Genomic DNA, 16,539 nt, shown 5'->3' on the forward strand with positions numbered 1-16,539 from the left:
TTATGTTGCGTCCAGTGCCGATGATCAATAGCTTCTTGTTAGTGGTTGTTATACTCACTACATATAAATCGCAGAAGAGTAATTTATAAGCCGATAATCGATCTTTACTTACGTGGCTTCGCAAGGCGGAAGAACTATTCTTATTCGGCAAGGACGGGTCAGTCTTTTCATGTCCCGCTGGCAAATTTGAAAAACTATCAAATCCGTTGGATAATGAGATGCTTGGTGGACATTTCATTGCATCGGACAAGGACCATGTCTGTGATACACGAGTTCCGTTCGTTGGCTGGGACGGTTAGTGATTACGAGCTATCGATCATCGTGGCTATAAAGAATTTGAGGCTGTATTCGGCAAAGACAACGCTTCTTGGGGTGAACGATGGGACTGGAATTGTCTTTCGAGACGATGAAGCCGTTCGTGTCGGTCAAGCGGACGGAGGCATTCAGGCCATCTGGGTTTTTCAGGGCGTTGGGCAGTGGGGCCACGATAAATTTGGGATATTTATTCGTGAGTGTGACGAACTCGCCGAGCAATTCTAAACAGAGGATGCCTTTGAACTGAATGCCACAGACGTGATGTACGCACCGGTGGGTACCGAGGTCGATGTGTTTGATGGGACGGACTGGATTCAACTGCATGTCTCTCCATCCGTTGAGAGGCTTGTAAACCGGGTGCCCTTAGATTTCATGCCGTAATAGGCTCTGCGATATGTATTCCCGCACCCTATCCAGATCCAATCCGTCAATCGTTATCCCCTCAGCGCCCGGCTGAAGCATCCGCACTACGAACAACTGCCCTGCGTCACGGTGTTCGGCCAGTTGTTCTTCGGCGATCCGCAAGCCATCTGGCCCAGCGATCTTCAAACCATCGAGGTGGGCCTCCAAACGTTCCACCACCCGCGCCAGCCGGTCGGCGTCCATGTCGGGGTTTTCGTCCGGGTATAGCAGGGCGCGGTCATAGACTGTCCAGAGAAACGCGGCCTGTTCAGCGTGTTGCCGCACGATGTCTTTAAGGATGGGAACGGACATTCAGTTCAGGTTGATTGATCCACCACGGATGCGGTTGCTGGCTGAAGCCTGGCTGACGAGATACGTGCCCCGGATCGTGACATGCCCGTCCTTTTCCATGACGATCGAGGCTTTACCGACGCGCAGCTCAATACGTTCATCAGCCTTCACCGTCACCGTTTCTCCATCGCTGATCACTTTTGGAGTATCGGTCTGCGGTGCGGGCGCCAGAACGCGGCCGATGATCAGTGGCTTGTCGCGGGCATCATCCTCGAACAAGAGCGCTACCTCGCAGCCAATCGCGGAACTGGGGAGTGTGACAAGAGTGCGGGCCGGGATCGCCTCGGGCGACGGGTTGCCTGCGAATACCACAAGCGGCTGACCCTCCTTAAGCCCCATGAAAATCCCGATAATCACGCCGCCGACAGTATCATTCTGAAGCATGACGCCCTCGCAATGTCTTCGGTTCAATATGCGGCAAAGCCTAGGGGAATTGGCGTTGCACCGCAAATGATATCGCGTTGTGCGGTCAGCCTCAGCCGTTGTTGCTTTATCTGTAAAATACGTCGGGTAAGGTTTGTCTGACTTGATCCGTCGCGCGGATTCGCGTTACGCTGTTAACATATTGTTAATCTCATACTCGGCTGACTTTTCAATGACTAACATGCTATGTCGTGTCATATTGAGCGCCGCTTTTCTTGGCGCTGTTTTGCTGAACGGGCCGCAGGCCGTCGCGCAGACGGCTAGTGAAGTGACACCGGGTAGTTTTCGTCCTGAACTGCGCGCGCTGACCGGTGCCATTGTTTTTAGCGGAGAGCCTGGCACGCAGGCGCCCCCCGGCTCGGAACGTATTGGGATTACACTGTCGGGTGTGCAGATCACCGGCGCGCGGCCGGAACTGGCCGATGCAAATGCGGCCTTGGAAGAGCGACTGACAGGGCGGCAAATCCCGGTTTCGGAGCTTTTTGAGGCAACGGCTGCGCTGGAAGAAGCTTACGTGAATGCGGGCCTGGTCCTGACGCGCGTTGTTCTCCCACAACAGGCCTTGCGCGATGGCGGCGTTCTGCGTGTCGAGGTTGTGAACGGGTTTGTCGAAACGATTGACGATGTCGCTGTGCCGGATGAGGTGCGCACGCGGGTAGGGCGCCTTGTTGAGCCGTTGGTCGGTAGGCCGGGTGTAACACTGGCCGAGCTTGAACGGCAACTTCTTCTGGCGGGCGATGTCTCCGGCGTGGCGCTGAATACAGCACTGGCAACCGGTGAAACCCAAGGCGGGACCGTTCTGGCGCTGGACGTGCAATATCAGCGCGTCACCAGCTTTTTCTCTTACGACAATTTCCCCGATAAGGCCCTGGGCGAGCCCACGCTGAACTTCGGCACCGAGGTCAACTCGGCCCTGGGTTTTGGCGAGACATTATACCTCAGAGTTTCAGCGACCCCGCAACGCGGTTTTTCAGACGATCCGCTTTATCGCGTGGGCGCCGTCGGGGCGATCTTTCCGGTAGGACGGTCCGGTCTGACCGCCAATCTGGAAGTCACACGCAGTGTCACAAATCCTGAGGAAACGGATGAGACTATTGCACCAACCAGCTCATCATTTGGGCGGGAGTCACTCCGTTTGATTTATCCCTGGATACGCTCGCGCAACATCAACCTGAATGCGCAAATCGCGTTTGATCATCAAACGGATGAGCAAGAGACCGATGCTGGCCCGGTCTATGAAGATGATATCAACATCCTGCGCCTCACGGCGAATGGCAGCTACCAGCATAGTGATCGCGCCACCTCCGAGGGCGGACTGACAGTGTCTCGCGGGCTTGATATTCTTGAGGCGCGCGAGGGGACGGCAGAGCTGCCGTTGTCCCGTGATGGAGCCGAGCCAGTCTTCACGACGCTCAGCGGATCGTATCGGTTCCAGCGTGGTTTTGAGAATGACTATGCACTCTCAATCAATGCCCGCGCGCAGACGTCCTTTGGCGATACCGTCGTCGCCTCCGAGCAATTCAGCGCCGTTGGCGCGGGTGATCTATCGACATTTGATAGCGGGTCCTTGCGCGGTGACAGCGGCGCCACTCTGCGCACAGAATTCAGCCGCGGCTTTAATGGACAACTGGGTGGCGAGCCATTTGTGATCGCACCGTACATTTTTGCGGCAGCCGGTGCATTGCGGCTCAACAACCCGACAGGGGTGGAGGAAAGCGAAGACAGTGCTGCCTCCGTCGGGATCGGATTTGACTACTTTGTTTTAGGCGACACGCCGTTTCGCGCGGACAATATGCGCATCGAATTTGGGAGAGGGTTTAGTGAAAATGATGGAAATCAGAACCGGCTCAGCATTTCAGCAAGTCTCAGATTCTAAGGGCCGCCGCAGCGCCAGGCTGCTGGCGGTGCTCGCATCCTGCGCCTCACCGATCGCACTGATGGCGCAGGATTTGCCGACCGGGGGGAACGTGGTTGCCGGTCAGGCGCAGATCACCTCACCGTCCACCAATCAGATGACCATCAACCAGTCGACGAACAACGCTGTCATCAATTGGGACAGTTTCAATGTCGGCTCGGGCGCGCATGTTCAGTTCAACCAACCCAGTACTTCAAGTGCGACTTTGAACCGCGTGAACGGGTCGACGGGGTCGGAGATCCACGGGCAGATCACCGCAAACGGGTCGGTTTTTGTGGTGAACCCGAACGGCATTTTCATTGGTGCGGACGGCAATATTCAGACCGGCGGCGGCTTTGTGGCCTCCACCCTTGATATATCCAATGACGGCTTTCAGAACGGGCGGCTGCGTTTCGAGGGTAACGGCCAGTCTGCAAAGGTCGAGAATGCAGGCACGATCACTGTCGGACGTGGAGGCTATGCCGCGTTGCTGGGTGGCCATGTGGACAATTCCGGCACGATTTCCGTACCCATGGGCCGCGTGGCCTTTGGGTCGGGCGAGCGGATCACGCTTGATCTCTCCGGCGACGGCTTCTTGCAGGTGGCTGTGCCCACGGATGCAATCAGTGAAGAGGGTCAGGCGCTGATCGAACATTCCGGTTCGGTCGCGGCCGAAGGTGGCATTATCGAGATGAAGGCGGCGACCGCGCGCGAGGCTGTGCGCCAGGCCGTGAACCTCAGCGGTGTGGCCGAGGCGACGTCCGTGCAGCAGCGCGGCGGCACCATCTTTCTGGGCGGTGGCGCTGGCGGTCAGGTGCAGGTCACGGGCCGTGTGAGCGCCCGGGCTGAAGTTGTAACAGCGGTTGAGACATCTATCCGTCCGCAAGCGCGCGGCGGTGATATCACGGTGACGGGCGTCGATATCGCACTCTCCGGCGCCGAGATCGACGCAAGCGGCGCCGATGGCGGCGGCCTCATCAGGATCGGCGGCGACTTTGCAGGCGCGGGCGATCTGCAACGCGCCGAAGCTGTTGAGGTCGATGCGGCCACAACGATCTCGTCCGACGCGCTCGGCACGGGCGATGGGGGCCGCATCGCGGTTTGGTCGGACCTGCGCACTGAATTTGCCGGTAGAAACTCAGCCCGCGGAGGCGATGCTGGCGGTGATGGCGGCTTTGTCGAGATATCAAGTGCGCAAGTGCTGGAGTATACCGGGCGGACGACAACGACAGCTGCTATGGGCGAGACGGGCACGTTGTTGCTTGACCCAACGGACATCTTTATCACGACTGCGGCTGAAGAAGAGACGCTGGAGGCCGATCTGGCCAACAACGATGTTATTCTGGACACCAACGCGACCGGCGTGGATGAAGGTAACATTACGATCACACGCGACATTGATTGGACGACCGAAAACAGTCTGACGCTGGTCGCCGACAATGACATTTTCCTCAGTGGCGCCCTGAACGGCATCAATGGTGCGCTGATCGTAAGCGCATCCAGCGATGTCGTCGCGGACGGCGCGGTGAATGTAAACGAATTTGTGCTGCAAAGTGGAAACTGGACGCAGGTTGGTCCCCTCGCCCCGTTTTCCGCCAATAATTTCAATGTTCAAGGTGGCGAGTTCCTGCGCGCCACTGGTGGTATCGGATCCGATGCGGAACCATTCATCATTGTTGATGTCTATGGCTTGCAGGGGGTCGGCTCTTCAGCGCGAATGCTGTCGAGCAACTACATGCTCGGGGCGGATATTGATGCAATCATCACGCGGGGATGGAGCCGTGCCGATACCGGTGTAACGCGTGGTTTTGTTCCCATTGGCAATTCCGACATACCATTCTCGGGAACTTTTGATGGTGATATGAACGCCATCAACGGGCTATTTGTCGAGAACACAGTCGGAGGATTTGGGACTGCGGCGCTATTTGCAGAAAATGGAGGCGCTATCCGAAATCTCTCGTTGACGAATGTTGATTTCAATGGCGGCAGAGCGGCAGGTCTCGTCGCAAGCAATTCTGGACTGATTGAGAATGTAGAGGTCAGTGGACGCGTTGTCGGTGGTGCGTTTGCGGGAGGACTCGTCGATACCAATAGCGGGACAATTGATGGCAGCGTTTCGAATGCGGATGTGTTTTTGGATGAGGGCTTTGGCAATTATTCCGGTTTTTTGTCAATTGGAGGGCTCGTGTCGACAAACTCAGGTACGATCTCGAACAGTCAGAGCCTTGGCGATGTCGTGGCACAGCCAACCGTTGGTAGCAATATTAACCTCGTTGTGGGCGGTATTGCCGGCCGCAATTCTGGGAACGGTACTATTCTAGATTCATCTGCAAGTGGCGATATTGACGTCATTTTTCCGGGCCCCCAACCTACAGATGGCAGCAGTACAATTGAGGTAGGTGACCTAGCAGGACGCACTGATGGCGGGGCCATAATAGGTTCTGACGGCACTGGGCTGATTTCGGTTACGAACAACAGTGCTGCGGTGGTTGAAATCAACGGTGTTGTCGTTGACCCGGTTATTCCTGATCCCACACCAGAACCGATGCCAGTTGTGGACCCCGTGCCAATTCCTGATCCTGTGGCAGTTTCCATCATTACGTTACCCAACCCGCCCGATACGCTCGGCGAACTGAATCTGAGCCCTACGACTGCCGTTTCATCCGGTGGCGAAGGCGCTGCAACGGGCGGCGCCGTCGCTGATGCTCTGGAAGGTCAGGCGCAGGCGCAAGTGGCGGCGAATGGTCTTGTCACCGTTGCTGCGGCTTGTGCGGGTGGTGAAGATGTTGAGACGGTGCTGGCATGTTTGACGGATGCGCTTGATGCGTTCGGGACAGAGCTTGATACAATCCTGTTGCAACTGCCGCCTGAACTAGGCGACGTCGCGCGGATCATCGAAGATGCCCGCGATGGTGTGGACGCAGCGCGGCGCCGCGCTCAGGCCCGTCTGGCCACCGCCACAACCGAGGCGGAGCGCGAACAGATTCGCAATGAGGCCTTGATCGAGGCACGTGCATCCATTGATATTGCGGCCAACCGTCTGCGTCAGCGCGTGGCACTGGTCCGCGCGCAAGACCCCGATCTTGCCGCCGTGCAGCAGGCAACAATTTCGGTTGTGGCGACAGCGGTTGAAACGGTTGGTGTGGAATTGGCACGCGCGACAGATCTCTGACGGACAGACGCATGAACAGTGCTTTGAAAAAATGCCTTGCAGTTTTGATGGTGCTGATCTGTGCGGGTGCCGCTTTGGCGGAAGAACGGGTGGCGCTTGTTATTGGCAATGGTGACTACAGTGTTGCGGCCGCTTTGCCGAACCCGGTGAACGACGCCACAGACATGACATTGGCGCTCGAAAACCTCGGCTTTGATGTGATGACGGGCCTTGATCTGAACCACGACGACATGGCCGCCCTTATCGCAGCCTTCGGAGAGCAGGCGAAAAGCGCCGATGTAGCTCTGGTGTTCTATGCAGGGCATGGCTTCCAGGTGTCAGGTGCCAATTACCTACTGCCAGTCGACGGCACGATCGCGAGCACGGCGGATGTGCCTTCGCAGACGATATCGATGCAAACGGTGCTTGACGCCTTGGAAGGGGCGCCAGGGCTCAAGATCATCATGCTGGATGCATGCCGCGACAATCCTTTTGGGGGCAATCTGAGCGACCTTCCGGATGGTGATGACGGGTTGGCACGTTTGGGCAGCGATGCGGATCTGATGATTGTTTTTGCCACACAGCCAGATAACGTAGCCTACGACGGGGTGGGGCGAAACAGCTTTTTCACCGAGGCCGTGCTGAGCCATATTTTCACGCCCGGTCAGAACATCTCTGACATGATGATCAATGTGCGGCGCGATGTGCTCGCGGCGACCGGCGGTCGGCAGATCCCGTGGGATAGCTCGTCATTGACGCGCCAGTTCCTGTTTGATCAAAGCCCGCAGACGGTGTCCGAGGAAACCTTGCTTTGGCAGGTTGCCGCAAGCGGACGCGATCCGCAGCTTCTGAACATCTATCTGCAGCGTTACCCGGAAGGCAAACATACCGGTTCGGTTCAGGCGATCCTGCTAAGCCCTGTGACACGCCAATCAGTGATCACGTCACCTGAAAGAGCTGCGGCGCAAGCCGCTGATCTCTGGGCGCTGGCGCGGCGGACCCGGATGCGGCAACTTGTTGAGGTTTATCTGGCGCAATATCCCGATGGGCCTCACGCAGAAGAGGCGCAGCTCTTGCTGGATTCTTTGCCCCGGGCCGAAGATGTAAGTCCGGGCCGCATTTGTGAGCGGTTGGCCACGCATCCCGGTGATGCGACGGCAAATACGGCTGGTGTCAGCCTCGCTGCGTTGGCGCATGATGCGTCGCTCGCGATCAACACGTGCCGCGATGCGATTGCGCAATCGCCGCGTCTGCCGCATTACCGCACTCTTCTGGCGCGTGCCTATCTTGCGCGTGGCGACTACGCGCTTGCGCTTGAACAATATGAAGCCGCTGCGGCAATGGGCGATTTACGCGCGCTGTTCAGCTTGGGTGTTTTGTACGAGACGGGCACAGGCGTTGACCGTGATTTCGAACGGGCCGTTTCCTTTTACAAGCAATCCGCCGATGGCGGTCTGCCCGATGCACAGGTCAATCTGGCGCTGGAATTCTACGCCGGACAGAATATTGCACAAGACAGGCAGATGGCGGTTGAACTGATGCAACAAGCGGCCGCTCAGGGGCACAGGCTGGCGCTCTTCAACCTTGGCGCATTCTCTTTGGAAAACCTGGGCGATACGCCCGCCGCCGCTTTGGGGTTTTTTGAACGTGCAGGCGTCGCGGGGCATGCACGGGGATATTATCTGGCCGCAACGATTCTTGACGATGGCGAGATCATGCCAAAGGCCGCGACCCGTGCGTCGCAATTGCTGCTCATGGGCATCGCGGAAGGCGATAGTGGATTGGTGACGGCATTCTTCGACGAAGGCGAAGCTGGTGACTGGAGCGCCGAGACGCTCCGTTCGGTCCAGACAATCCTGACGGCGGCGAACCAGTATGGCGGGCCGATTGACGGCCTGTTCAACCCTGAAATGGAACTCGCTTTGGTCGGCTGGCGAACGGGCGGCTTCCGCGCCGATCTGCTGTTTCAGTAAGGGGCGCTAAACAAACCGCTCTCACACCCGGACACTTTAACCATGGGCAATCATCGGGGCCCTGCACTTACACCAATAGAAGAAACGCGCGCTTTGTAACAATGATGTGACAATGAGCATTTGCCATTTCGCGTCAAATATCGCAGATTACGCGCTTGCGTCGCGGGATGAGACGAAATGCGCAAAAAACTCAACGAAGAAACGATCGGGCCGGCAGCCGACAAGATCGCCAAAAGCTGGCGGTTGCAACTTTGCGACCGGATAGCCGAGACCCGCCGCGCCTACGTTTTCAAAGTTGATCGTCCGAACGGTGTCGCTGCGCTGAAAATCTACAAGCGGCTCGGTGCCGCGGGCGAAGGGGCGGGCATTCATTTTCTGCAAAACCTTGCACCGGGGATTGGCGCGCGGATCTACCGCAAGAGCGCTTGGCGTTCAGCCGTGCTGATGGAATGGTTAGAAGGCGATACCCTCGATAAGCTTGTCGTGCGGGGAGAGGATGCAAAAGCAATCGCGCTGACCGCACAGGTAGCCAATGCCGTGACCGCCACTAACTTTCGGCTGCCTTTCATTTATCGAAGGTTGGCGCCGGGTCTGCAACGGGACTTCAAGTCTTGTCTTTCTCCTGCTAGTGACATGTCGCGGCAATCGGAACTTGGCCGCGCCATGGCTTTGCTATTGCAGCTGATGAACACCTCGCCAAATGAGCGTGTGCTTCATGGTGATCTGGGTTTTGGCAACATCATGCTCACGCCGGAAGGGCCGCGGCTTTTTGATCCAAAGGGTCTGCGGGCCGATCCCGCCTTTGAGGTCGCCAAGTCACTTATTACGCCTTATGGTAATACGTCGTTGTCCGATTTTGAGACCCGCGTCGCCACGCGCGGACCGGTTCTGGCCCAGGCGGTCGGCACGTCCCCTTTGCGGTTGACACAATGGGCCGCCGTGATGCTGGCGCATAAAGTGTTCGTCGGTGGACAGAAGCGCCCCGAACAAAGAGAACTTATGCCATATCTGACAAGGCTTCTTGACCTTTCAGAGGTCTAGTCTCTCTCGCGCTAGCGTTCCCCATTACTGGCGAGTGAGGGTTCGTGTTCTGCAACCCATGAAGTTCGCCGATTCGCGAATCAGTCTATTGACTGCGAATCGTGACTTCGCTTAGTGTCGCAGGTAACGCAAAGCGCCATAAAAATAAGCGCGCGCGAGCAGTCTTGGCAGGGCGAGTGGGCGGGCTTTCGGGCCTGTCTTCTTGTGTCTCGACGCAGGGTCATTTTGCCGCTTTCCACATCCTCTTATCTGCAACATTTTGCCGCCCCGACATTGTCATATTTACATGCGAGCGTCGGCCACTCTAGGCTGCATGAAAATCTTGAAAAGGTATTCCTGACTCGTGTTGAAACGTACCCTGTCCGCTGTCGCGTGCCTGTGCATGATTACCCCTGCAACCTCTGTGATGGCGGATGTCGATGCCGGCGCTTATCTGGCGGCGCGTCAGGCCGGTGCGCATAGCGATTTCGCCAGCAGCGCGCGCTATTACACCAAGGCGCTTTTGCAGGACCCGTCGAATAGCTACATGCTGGAAAACGCAATGAACTCTTTCATCGCGTTGGGCCAGTTCAGCCGCGCGGTCCCCGTCGCGCAAGTGATGGTCGATCAGGGCATTAGCAGTCAGATCGCGCATCTGGTCCTGAGTGTCGAGAATGCGAAGACCGGCGACTGGTCAGACATTTTCAGTGCGCTAGAGCAGGGGCGCACAGTAGGCCCGCTGGTCGATGGCCTTGCACAAGGTTGGGCTCATCTGGGCGAAGGCGACATGAGCCGTGCCCTGGCCAGCTTTGATCAGGTGATCGAAACTCGTGGCATGGAAGTCTATGGCATGACGCACAAGGCTTACGCGTTGGCCTCTGTCGGTGATTTCGAAGGGGCGGCTGCCTTGTTTGAACGCCCGGTCTCGGGCGGTCTGCGCTATAGCCGGACCAGCGCAATCGCCCATGCGCAAATCCTGAGCCAATTGGACCGCAATAGTGACGCGCTCGCGATCCTCCAGGCAATCTTTGGGCGGCAGATGGACCCTGCCGTCGCGCTGATCCGCGACGCGCTGGAGGCTGGTGACGCGGTGGCTTACAGTGCCGTCCCGAGCCCCGAAGCCGGGATGGCCGATCTTTATCACATGATCGCCGGATTGGTTGAGGATGAGGCGCCTGCAAGCTTCACGCTGATGTATGCACGTGCGGCGATGTATCTTGATCCCTCGAACACGCCTGCGATCCTCATGACCGCCGGATTGCTTGAAGATATGGGCCAATACGACCTTGCCAATTCTGCTTTCTCTAGCGTTGCCACCGATGATCCGTCATTCCATGCCGCCGAACTGGGCCGGGCCGAAGCGCTCCGCAGTGCAGGACGCGACGATGCCGCGATTGAGGTATTGGAGGCGCTGACGCGTACCCATCCCGAATTGCCACAGGTCTGGGCCACGAAAGGCGACACCTTCCGCCAGACGGAGCGCTACAATCAGGCCAATGACGCATATACCAAGGCGCTTGACCTCTATGATGATGAAAGCGCGGCACGATGGTTTGTTCATTACACGCGCGGCATCACCAATCACGCACTTAATCTCTGGCCCGCGGCAGAGGCTGATTTTCGTGCGGCGTTGGAGCTCAACCCCGATCATCCGCAGGTGCTGAACTATCTGGGCTATTCGCTGGTAGAGCGGGGCGAGAAGCTAGATGAAGCGCTGGAGATGATTGAGACCGCGGCCGCGGCGCGCCCTGATAATGGGGCGATTATCGACAGTCTGGGCTGGGTCTATTTCCAACTTGGCCGCTATGACGAGGCGCTTGTGCATCTTGAACGCGCCTCATCGCTTCTGCCAACTGACCCCGTAGTCAACGATCATTTGGGTGACGTGTTCTGGGTCGTTGGACGGATGACCGAGGCACGGTTCCAATGGCAGCGGGCCCTGTCCTTTGATCCTGAAGCGGATGACGCACTGCGGATCCGTGACAAGCTTTCCCGTGGTCTGGATATGGTGCTGAAGGACGAGGGCGAAGACCCGATCCGCGTGGCCCGTGGCAACGATTAAGGCCATTGCCCCTGCGAAAGTGAACCTGACCCTGCATGTGACAGGGCAACGCGACGATGGCTATCACTTGCTCGATAGTCTGGTCGTCTTTACAGATGTGGCGGACCGGCTCAGCGCCACCATTGCCCCTGATTTGCGCATCTCGGTTTCCGGTCCGTTTTCGGGCGGGATTCCAACTGACCACACCAATCTGATGATGCGCGCGGCGGAGGTGTTACGGTCGGTGCGGGGTGTGAAACAGGGGGCTACGCTCACGCTTGAAAAGCATCTGCCCCATGCGGCAGGCATCGGCAGCGGATCATCTGATGCCGCTGTAACGCTGGCCATGCTCGCCGGGCTTTGGGGCGTGCCGCCATTGCCTGCCACCGCACCAGAGGTGCTGGCGCTGGGCGCGGATTTGCCCGTTTGCCTGCGCGCACCGACACCCACGCGGATGTCGGGAATTGGCGACGTGCTGACGGCTGTCCCGCAGGTGCCTGAATGCGCGCTGGTTCTGGTTCGCCCGCCGATTGACGTGCCCACAGCGACCGTTTTCAAGGCACTTGCCAAAAAAGACGGTGGCCCGATGGAACCACTGCCAGAGGGGCTCGACTTTGACGGGTTTGCCCGATGGCTTGCCCGACAGCGCAACGACCTGCAGGCGCCCGCCGAAAAGATCGCGCCTGAGGTGAGCGAGGCGATTGCCAAATTGAAATCCCTGCCCGCGGTGAGCGTTGCCGGAATGTCAGGGTCGGGTGCCACCTGTTTTGGCTTGGTCAAAGACATGGCCGCCGCCCGGCACGTGGCGCGTATTGTGCAGGTGTCACAGATGAACTGGTGGGTGGCCCCGGCGGCCGTCCTGTAACCAGACTTTTACTAAAAGTCTGGTTACAAATAATCGATGATTATTTGTCATCAATTCCTGTCGCAGGAATTGTTTGATCCAACCGTTTCCACAAAAGGCTGAGGACCGTTTCGCCTGCCAGAGGTGTGACACAGTCCCCGATAAATACAGGTGCGCTGAAAGGCACCGGCGCGGGCAGCGGGATATCTGCTGCGGGCACCTGCGCCACGCGCGGAACTTTAGTGAAGTAAGCCGCATCACTCATGCCAGAAAGCGTAACGGGCCACGTGTCTCAGCGCAAATCCAATGCGCTGGCGATTGCCGACAGGGACGTTACAAGTATCGCGCCTGTTCCGTTGATGCGGGTCGGATCACCCGTCGCCACATATCCAAAACAGCGGATCCCGCCGCCTGTGCTGCAAGACAGCCGGAACGCATATCGTCGATCATAACCGTCTCAGCCGCCGTCACGCCCGCGTCCCGCATGATCCGCAAGAGCATGTCGGGCGCAGGCTTTGGCCCGTGATCGTGGCCGGAATATATGCGCCCCGCAAAATGAGCCCAAAGGCCAGAGGGCTTGAGCGTTATCGCCATCTTCTCCATCGGCCCGTTGGATGCGACGGCAATCTGACGGTCCTTAAGCAGGTTCAGGAGATCCCAGACGCCGTCAATCACGTCCACCCCTTGCCGCAATCGGTTGAAAACCTGATCGTAAATCTCGCTCAACCAATCATCAGGTAGGGTTGCGCCCCTGCGCCTGGCCTCGTGCCCGGCTGACTCCATAGTCCCGCCGGCGAAAAGCGTGTGCGCCTGATCTGGTGTGATGGAGAGCCCATGGCTTTGCAGGTTTTCAGCAATGATTGTGTTGGTGGCCATCTCCGTATCCACCAACACGCCGTCGCAGTCGAAGATGACGAGCCTAGGGTTCATGGTGCAGGAAGCTGATCCAGGTGTCGCCGTAGCGGCGTTGATCAAGGCTGGCGAAACCTTCTGGGGCCGGTTGGGCGCTGTTTTCCTCCCAGACGACAAGCGCCTCCGATCCGATCCATCCGAGCGTCTTGGCCGCCCGAAGGGCCGCGGGACCCAGATTCTTGCCATAAGGTGGATCGAGAAAGATCAACTGACACGGTGCGCCTTGCGGCAGGCGGCTTATATCGGTCTGGAGCAACGTCGTCTCAGCCTCACAACGCAGCTTCCTAATATTCTCGCGGATGAGCTTTTGCGCCACCCGCCCGTTATCAACAAAGGTCACATGCGCCGCCCCGCGCGAGAGTGCTTCCAGCCCCAACGCGCCTGTCCCTGCAAACAGATCCAGCACATGCACACCGCTGATCGGGTCATCAAACCGCCCGCCTTGGAGGATGTTGAACAGGCTTTCGCGCACCCGGTCGGAGGTGGGGCGCAGATGCGCGCCCGCGTCACCCTTGCCGACCGAGGCCAAGGCGGTGCCACGATGGGTGCCACCAATGATCCTCAAGGTTTCAGCAGGGCTTTCATGTCTGTGGCTGGATCGGTGATCGCTGCGGGATCAGGGCTACGCCCGGCCTCAATCAGACGTTTGCCAATCATGTAGTTGCGCGGGTCGTTCATCGCATCGACAGCCAGCAAAGTGTTGTCGCGGTAGTACCAATGCGATTGCACGTCAGGTTCGGCCCCTTTGCGGACGTAGACATCTGTGTAACCAAGGTTCAGTCCCGCAATCTGCAACTTGCAATCATACTGATCGGACCAGAACCAGGGCTTGGGCATGTAAGGTTTGTCAGCACCCATAATATTGGCAGCGACGGCCTCGGCCTGATCAATTGCGTTGCCGACGCTTTCGAGGCGGATCGTCTGGCCGTCAAACTGGCAGGTCGCGCAATCGCCTGCCGCCCAGATATGCGGATCAGAGGTGCGGCCCTGCGTGTCCGTCACGATCCCGTTGTCCACCGTCAGCCCGGCGCTTTCTGCAAGTGCCATTGCGGGCGTGATACCAACTCCGACAACGGCAAAGTCGATGGCGATCTCCGTCCTGTCAGTCAGCTTCGCACCCGTCACGTGTTCTTCGCCCAACAGACTCTCAAGACCAACGCCCTCGCATATGGTAACGCCATGCCGCTCATGCAGGGCGCGGAAATAGTCCGAGGTTTCAGGCGCCGCGACACGTTGCAAAATGCGGTCGGCCATCTCAACCAAAGTGACCTGCAAACCGCGCTTGGCGGCGACGGCCGCGGCCTCCAGCCCGATATAGCCACCCCCGATGATCAGCACGCGTTTGCCCGGCGCAAAGGCCGGTGCCATCGCATCCGCGTCTGCCAGATCGCGGACCGCGAACACGCCCTTCAGGCCGCCACCAATCGCGTCGGGCAACATGCGCGGATTGGCGCCGACAGTCAGCACCAGCTCATCGTAGATCAACCGCTCATCGGTATCGAGAAGAACCGCCTTCGCCTTTGCATCAATGCCCGTAACTCGCGTGTCCAGCCGCAAGGAAATGTCGTTGTCGGCGTAAAAGGCGGTTGGCCGCAGATAAAGGCGCTCTTCGGCCATTTCCCCAAGCAAATAAGCCTTCGACAGCGGCGGTCGCTGGTAGGGCGGCACGGGCTCTGCCCCGATCAAGGTGACGGCCCCTTCAAACCCGTCAGCCCGCAGCTTGGCCACAAGTGATGCGCCCGCCTGTCCGGCGCCAATGACAACAACATGGGTCATGGGGACATCCCTTTGCTTTGCGAGGCCTCTTGTTTTGCGGCACTCTATATGGGAAGGCTCAAAGGATACAATTCCGAACAGGGGCTATGTTCATGACAATTAAGACCGGTGACACTCTGCCAGATGCAACACTGCTGCAGATGGCGGAAGACGGACCGCAACAAGTCGCGCTTGCTGACAAGCTGAAAGACCGCAAGGTGGTGATCTTTGGATTGCCGGGCGCATATACAGGGACATGTTCGACTGCCCATGTGCCAAGCTTCATGATCACGTTTGACGATTTCAAAGAAAAGGGCGTGGATGAGATTATCTGCGTTGCCGTGAACGACCCGTTCGTGATGAAGGCTTGGGGCGACAGCACCCGCGCGATTGAGACGGGCATCACCATGCTTGCCGATGCGGAAAGCCAGTTCACCACGGCGATTGGCATGAATTTCAGCGCACCACCGGTCGGTTTCGTGAACCGCTCCAAACGCTATTCGATGCTGGTCGAAAACGGCGTTGTGAAGATCCTGAACGCCGAGACCAATCCCGGCGAATGCGAGATTTCTGCAGGTGAAACACTGCTCGAGGCGATGGAGTAAGCGGGCTTACTCCTGCACCTGAATAACAGTGCGCGTCGGGAAGGGTATCTCGATGCCCGCGTCATCCAGCGCCTCTTTGACCTGCCGCTTCATGTCGGTCTGAAAACCGAAGAAATCGGCGCTGTCACACCAGACCCGGACGAGGAAATCGACAGAGCTGTCGCCCAAATTGTTCACTTGAATGAACGGCGCAGGCTCTGTCTTGGCGCGTGGATCGGCAAGGATCGTGGCGCGGATCGTGTCTTCGGCCAGCTTCAGATTGGCCCCGTATCCGACACCAAAGGTCCATTCGGCCCGGCGGGTATCATAGCTTGAATAGTTGACGATCGTGTTGCCCCAGACCTGCGCGTTGGGGATGATGATCTGCACATTGCTGACCGAGGCAAGCTCGATAAAGTTCAGCGTGATCTGCTTCACCGTGCCCATCTGGCCGCTGACCTCGACAAAATCGCCGATCTTGATGGGGCGGAAAAACACGATCATCACGCCTGCGGCGACGTTTGAGAGCGTGCCTTGAAGAGCCAGACCAATCGCGAGACCAGCCGCACCAATGACGGCCACGACCGAAGTTGTTTGCACCCCGAACGTGTTGAGCACAAAGAGGAACGCAAAGCCGATGATGACATAGCGCGCGACATTGCCCAGGAAGTTGAACAGTGTGATGTCCAGATGCGCATGCTTGCCGCCGAGCGAGACGAGCCGGCGCCGCACCCAGCCGCCGATGACAAAGCCCAGGATGATGATCGCAATCGCCGCCAGTACACTGCCCACGGCAGAAGCCAGAAACTCAATCGTCAGTATCTCTGCGACGGTGCGCCCGTCCCAGATCACGGTATTCATTAACTCTTGCACA

Annotated in this window: 14 protein-coding genes; 8 read left to right on the plus strand and 6 right to left on the minus strand. The window is 58.1% G+C overall.

Annotated elements, in window-relative coordinates; genetic code table 11:
* The first annotated feature begins 261 nt into the window (after window positions 1–261).
* On the plus strand, window positions 262–540 hold the full coding sequence (locus SLH49_RS01330) for a hypothetical protein (protein ID WP_320267375.1): 279 nt from the start codon (window positions 262–264) through the stop codon (window positions 538–540).
* A gap of 138 nt (window positions 541–678) precedes the next feature.
* Here the strand turns inward: SLH49_RS01330 and SLH49_RS01335 are convergent, their stop codons facing one another.
* Both SLH49_RS01335 and SLH49_RS01340 read right to left on the minus strand, forming a co-directional pair.
* Window positions 679–1,029: a hypothetical protein gene (locus SLH49_RS01335; RefSeq protein WP_320267376.1), complete on the minus strand. Its 351-nt coding sequence runs from the start codon at window positions 1,027–1,029 to the stop codon at window positions 679–681.
* Entirely contained in the window at window positions 1,030–1,452 is a 423-nt protein-coding gene (locus SLH49_RS01340; protein ID WP_320267377.1) for a DUF6484 domain-containing protein, read from the minus strand.
* 238 nt (window positions 1,453–1,690) lie between these two features.
* On the opposite strand from SLH49_RS01340, the gene SLH49_RS01345 reads away from it, so the two are divergent.
* The 6 genes from SLH49_RS01345 to SLH49_RS01370 all read left to right on the plus strand — a co-directional run bounded on the left by SLH49_RS01345 (window position 1,691) and on the right by SLH49_RS01370 (window position 12,435).
* Window positions 1,691–3,367 (plus strand): ShlB/FhaC/HecB family hemolysin secretion/activation protein, encoded by a 1,677-nt coding sequence (locus tag SLH49_RS01345; protein WP_320267378.1) that lies wholly within the window; start codon window positions 1,691–1,693, stop codon window positions 3,365–3,367.
* The gene (locus SLH49_RS01350; RefSeq protein ID WP_320267379.1) at window positions 3,318–6,557 is read left to right on the plus strand and encodes a filamentous hemagglutinin N-terminal domain-containing protein; all 3,240 of its coding nucleotides are present in this window, start codon (window positions 3,318–3,320) and stop codon (window positions 6,555–6,557) included. The genes SLH49_RS01345 and SLH49_RS01350 overlap by 50 nt, the downstream gene beginning before the upstream one ends.
* An 11-nt stretch (window positions 6,558–6,568) precedes the next feature.
* Entirely contained in the window at window positions 6,569–8,509 is a 1,941-nt protein-coding gene (locus SLH49_RS01355; RefSeq protein ID WP_320267380.1) for a caspase family protein, read from the plus strand.
* A 177-nt stretch (window positions 8,510–8,686) separates the two neighbouring features.
* Window positions 8,687–9,550: an aminoglycoside phosphotransferase family protein gene (locus SLH49_RS01360; protein ID WP_320267381.1), complete on the plus strand. Its 864-nt coding sequence runs from the start codon at window positions 8,687–8,689 to the stop codon at window positions 9,548–9,550.
* 382 nt (window positions 9,551–9,932) lie between these two features.
* The gene (locus SLH49_RS01365; protein WP_320267382.1) at window positions 9,933–11,591 is read left to right on the plus strand and encodes a tetratricopeptide repeat protein; all 1,659 of its coding nucleotides are present in this window, start codon (window positions 9,933–9,935) and stop codon (window positions 11,589–11,591) included.
* A complete protein-coding gene (locus SLH49_RS01370) occupies window positions 11,578–12,435 on the plus strand; it encodes a 4-(cytidine 5'-diphospho)-2-C-methyl-D-erythritol kinase (RefSeq protein WP_320267383.1) in 858 nt (285 codons plus the stop codon). The genes SLH49_RS01365 and SLH49_RS01370 overlap by 14 nt, the downstream gene beginning before the upstream one ends.
* Window positions 12,436–12,747: 312 nt before the next feature.
* On the opposite strand, the gene SLH49_RS01375 is transcribed toward SLH49_RS01370, so the two are convergent.
* From SLH49_RS01375 to SLH49_RS01385, 3 genes are read right to left on the minus strand one after another with little or no spacing between them, the layout of a single operon-like run.
* Entirely contained in the window at window positions 12,748–13,344 is a 597-nt protein-coding gene (locus SLH49_RS01375) for an HAD family phosphatase (RefSeq protein WP_320267384.1), read from the minus strand.
* Complete coding sequence (gene rsmD / locus SLH49_RS01380) at window positions 13,334–13,891, minus strand: 16S rRNA (guanine(966)-N(2))-methyltransferase RsmD (protein WP_320267385.1); 558 nt, start codon at window positions 13,889–13,891, stop codon at window positions 13,334–13,336. Before rsmD ends, SLH49_RS01375 begins: the two co-directional genes overlap by 11 nt.
* The gene (locus SLH49_RS01385) at window positions 13,888–15,102 is read right to left on the minus strand and encodes an NAD(P)/FAD-dependent oxidoreductase (protein WP_320267386.1); all 1,215 of its coding nucleotides are present in this window, start codon (window positions 15,100–15,102) and stop codon (window positions 13,888–13,890) included. Before SLH49_RS01385 ends, rsmD begins: the two co-directional genes overlap by 4 nt.
* 92 nt (window positions 15,103–15,194) lie before the next feature.
* On the opposite strand from SLH49_RS01385, the gene SLH49_RS01390 reads away from it, so the two are divergent.
* Window positions 15,195–15,686 carry a peroxiredoxin gene (locus SLH49_RS01390; RefSeq protein WP_320267387.1) on the plus strand — a complete coding sequence of 164 codons (492 nt, stop codon included), beginning with the start codon at window positions 15,195–15,197 and terminating at the stop codon, window positions 15,684–15,686.
* A gap of 6 nt (window positions 15,687–15,692) precedes the next feature.
* On the opposite strand, the gene SLH49_RS01395 is transcribed toward SLH49_RS01390, so the two are convergent.
* Window positions 15,693–16,526, minus strand: a complete 834-nt coding sequence (locus tag SLH49_RS01395; protein ID WP_320267388.1) for a mechanosensitive ion channel family protein — start codon at window positions 16,524–16,526, stop codon at window positions 15,693–15,695.
* Window positions 16,527–16,539 lie beyond the last annotated feature (13 nt).

Source organism: Cognatiyoonia sp. IB215446 (assembly GCF_033963825.1).
Lineage (GTDB): Bacteria > Pseudomonadota > Alphaproteobacteria > Rhodobacterales > Rhodobacteraceae > Yoonia.

Bases quoted from the DNA above. Each gene is read 5' to 3' on its own strand.
- SLH49_RS01390 (WP_320267387.1), top strand. From the start codon at position 15,195: ATGACAATTAAGACCGGTGACACTCTGCCAGATGCAACACTGCTGCAG.
- SLH49_RS01385 (WP_320267386.1), bottom strand. From the start codon at position 15,102: ATGACCCATGTTGTTGTCATTGGCGCCGGACAGGCGGGCGCATCACTT.
- SLH49_RS01355 (WP_320267380.1), top strand. From the start codon at position 6,569: ATGAACAGTGCTTTGAAAAAATGCCTTGCAGTTTTGATGGTGCTGATC.
- SLH49_RS01375 (WP_320267384.1), bottom strand. From the start codon at position 13,344: ATGAACCCTAGGCTCGTCATCTTCGACTGCGACGGCGTGTTGGTGGAT.
- SLH49_RS01335 (WP_320267376.1), bottom strand. From the start codon at position 1,029: ATGTCCGTTCCCATCCTTAAAGACATCGTGCGGCAACACGCTGAACAG.
- SLH49_RS01395 (WP_320267388.1), bottom strand. From the start codon at position 16,526: ATGAATACCGTGATCTGGGACGGGCGCACCGTCGCAGAGATACTGACG.
- SLH49_RS01340 (WP_320267377.1), bottom strand. From the start codon at position 1,452: ATGCTTCAGAATGATACTGTCGGCGGCGTGATTATCGGGATTTTCATG.
- SLH49_RS01360 (WP_320267381.1), top strand. From the start codon at position 8,687: ATGCGCAAAAAACTCAACGAAGAAACGATCGGGCCGGCAGCCGACAAG.
- SLH49_RS01365 (WP_320267382.1), top strand. From the start codon at position 9,933: ATGATTACCCCTGCAACCTCTGTGATGGCGGATGTCGATGCCGGCGCT.
- SLH49_RS01350 (WP_320267379.1), top strand. From the start codon at position 3,318: ATGATGGAAATCAGAACCGGCTCAGCATTTCAGCAAGTCTCAGATTCT.